Source organism: Legionella sp., assembly GCF_049790535.1.
Lineage (GTDB): Bacteria > Pseudomonadota > Gammaproteobacteria > Legionellales > Legionellaceae > Legionella.
Genome location: NZ_JBAQZB010000025.1, coordinates 1 through 1,952, shown reverse-complemented (window position 1 = coordinate 1,952; position 1,952 = coordinate 1). Strand labels below are relative to the sequence as shown.

The following is a 1,952-nucleotide window of genomic DNA, read 5'->3' as shown; positions in this document are numbered from 1 at the left end:
ATCAGCTCGACAATGCAGGTGGACGTGATTTTATTGCAATTGTGTTACAATATTTATTAGAACGCGGTGAATTAAGTGACAAAGAAGCCTTTTTTAAGTTAATTGACACCCAAATATCACATGAAGTTGGAGAAAAAATTATGAGTCTAGCGGAACAGCTAAAAGAAGAAGGTCGAGAAGAAGGTCGAGAAGAAGGTCGAGAAAAAGGCCGAATTGAAAAAGAAAGAGAAATTGCAAAGCGTATGCTTGATGAAGGTGCCGATCTTACATTCGTAGCCAAAGTAACAGGTTTATCACTTGATAAAATCAAGGTATTACAAAAACACTAAACTTAATTCTTAAAAAATTTTAATCCTGGAGAATTTATTATATTCCAGAAGAGGCATAATTCTGAATTGACATACTCAATTCTCTTGCAAACCATAAATTTCCTGGCAGTTAGAGCTCTCAACTAATTTTAGATAAGGTACTTTTTTCACAACAAATTTAACCTATTTTTTTGCATGACAGCATAAGTCCCGGAGCGCTAGGCCTAATAAAGAAATTTCATGAAGATCAAGAGGGCTTGGCATTTATAAAATCAATCGTAATATTAATAACGAACATGATAAGCAAGAAAAAAACAATGCTAAAAACGGATTCAAAATATTTTTCATTCTTTGTCCTTTATATAATGTAGTTACTTTTTAATAAGACCTAACAAGTAATATCTTTTCCATTCACAGCAAGTCAATCACTGCCACCAATAAAAGACATATTGCCAATTGAAAATGTAGAACCTTAATTATGGGAATGGTGTTAAACGTTAAAGAGATTAATTTTATCGTTGACTACATTAACTACACTTATTACATACGGTCTGATTATTTATGTTAAAGGATCTTTTATATTGTAGTATTTAAAGTATTCAATGATATGCTGTTAATGGAATATAAAGTATTGCTATACTTTTTAAATCTCAATTCACATGGAATTAATTATGCCAGTTTCTTTGAGTAGAATAAATGCATTAATAAGCTCTGGTTATAAATATCATTTTAACAACGATATATATATCAATAAGACGGATAAAGTAATTATTAGTAAAGAAGCAATTGAAGACCATGATGATAATTGGTTGGATATACAATTAAAAGCTTGCAATGGGAATAATTGGCATTTTATTTTTACTGATGAAAATGAAAGCCCGAGTAACGTAGTAAAAAATAAAATTCTAAAAGATTTAGGATTAATATAGGTATTTTAATATGGATATTGAAAGCCAATTACAGTTGGACTATCTAAAGATAGCTAATTGTTACGGCTCGCAATCATAAATAAAATCACTCGACCCGCAAACAGAGTTCTAATTTGACCCAAATTAAATGCGACTATAATTCATCTTCATGGTCTGAATTTCTTGACCCACTATAGCCCATAATATAAAGACTTGACTAAAAGGACTGCAAAATGAATATTGATGATAAAAAAGGAACCCAAGTAAAAACTGGAGAAAAATATCTATTTGAAGGTTATTGGGTTCATAAGGATCTATCTGACCCTAACCCTCTTTATTACATTGATGTTCTAGAGGGAGTACCAGAGTACCATGGGAAAAGAGCTATATTTGTATATTATGGTATGCAGAAACCCACTAAAGAAGAAATGGATGAGTTAATTAAAAATAGCCCGCCCTATCCTTAAATTGATGGGACATTCCATTGTCTCCCAAATACCAACTACTAAACGTCCAGTAAATCTGGAGCATGAACAAGTTTATCTTTATCTATACGCGATAACTTTTTAATAGAACGCTCCACTTTCATTGCTTGTAATTTACCTTCTCTGATTTCCCAAAACTGAGCAATTTTTAGTGGCTTAAAACTACGTGTGTATTTACATCTTCCCGTACCATTAACATGAGAGAAATAACGCTTTTCAAGATTATTTGTATAACCTGTATAATAAGTATT

The 1,952-nt window shown here is 31.5% G+C and carries 4 protein-coding genes; 3 read left to right on the top strand and 1 reads right to left on the bottom strand.

The window, feature by feature from the left end; translation table 11 throughout:
• The 3 genes from WA877_RS01135 to WA877_RS01125 all read left to right on the top strand — a co-directional run.
• On the top strand, nt 1-329 hold a 329-nt coding region (locus tag WA877_RS01135; protein WP_425169105.1), incomplete at its 5' end, for a hypothetical protein.
• A 650-nt stretch (nt 330-979) separates the two neighbouring features.
• Nucleotides 980-1,237: a hypothetical protein gene (locus WA877_RS01130; RefSeq protein ID WP_425169104.1), complete on the top strand. Its 258-nt coding sequence runs from the start codon at nt 980-982 to the stop codon at nt 1,235-1,237.
• Between the two features lie 212 nt (nt 1,238-1,449).
• Nucleotides 1,450-1,683, top strand: coding sequence for a hypothetical protein (locus tag WA877_RS01125; protein ID WP_425169103.1), 234 nt, complete (start codon nt 1,450-1,452; stop codon nt 1,681-1,683).
• A 38-nt stretch (nt 1,684-1,721) separates the two neighbouring features.
• On the opposite strand, the gene WA877_RS01120 is transcribed toward WA877_RS01125, so the two are convergent.
• Nucleotides 1,722-1,952, bottom strand: a 231-nt coding sequence (locus WA877_RS01120; protein ID WP_425169102.1) for a GIY-YIG nuclease family protein, incomplete at its 5' end; no start/stop codon positions are given.

What these genes read in the sequence shown, in the direction of transcription:
- WA877_RS01130 (WP_425169104.1), top strand. Translation starts at nt 980, where the DNA reads ATGCCAGTTTCTTTGAGTAGAATAAATGCATTAATAAGCTCTGGTTAT.
- WA877_RS01125 (WP_425169103.1), top strand. Translation starts at nt 1,450, where the DNA reads ATGAATATTGATGATAAAAAAGGAACCCAAGTAAAAACTGGAGAAAAA.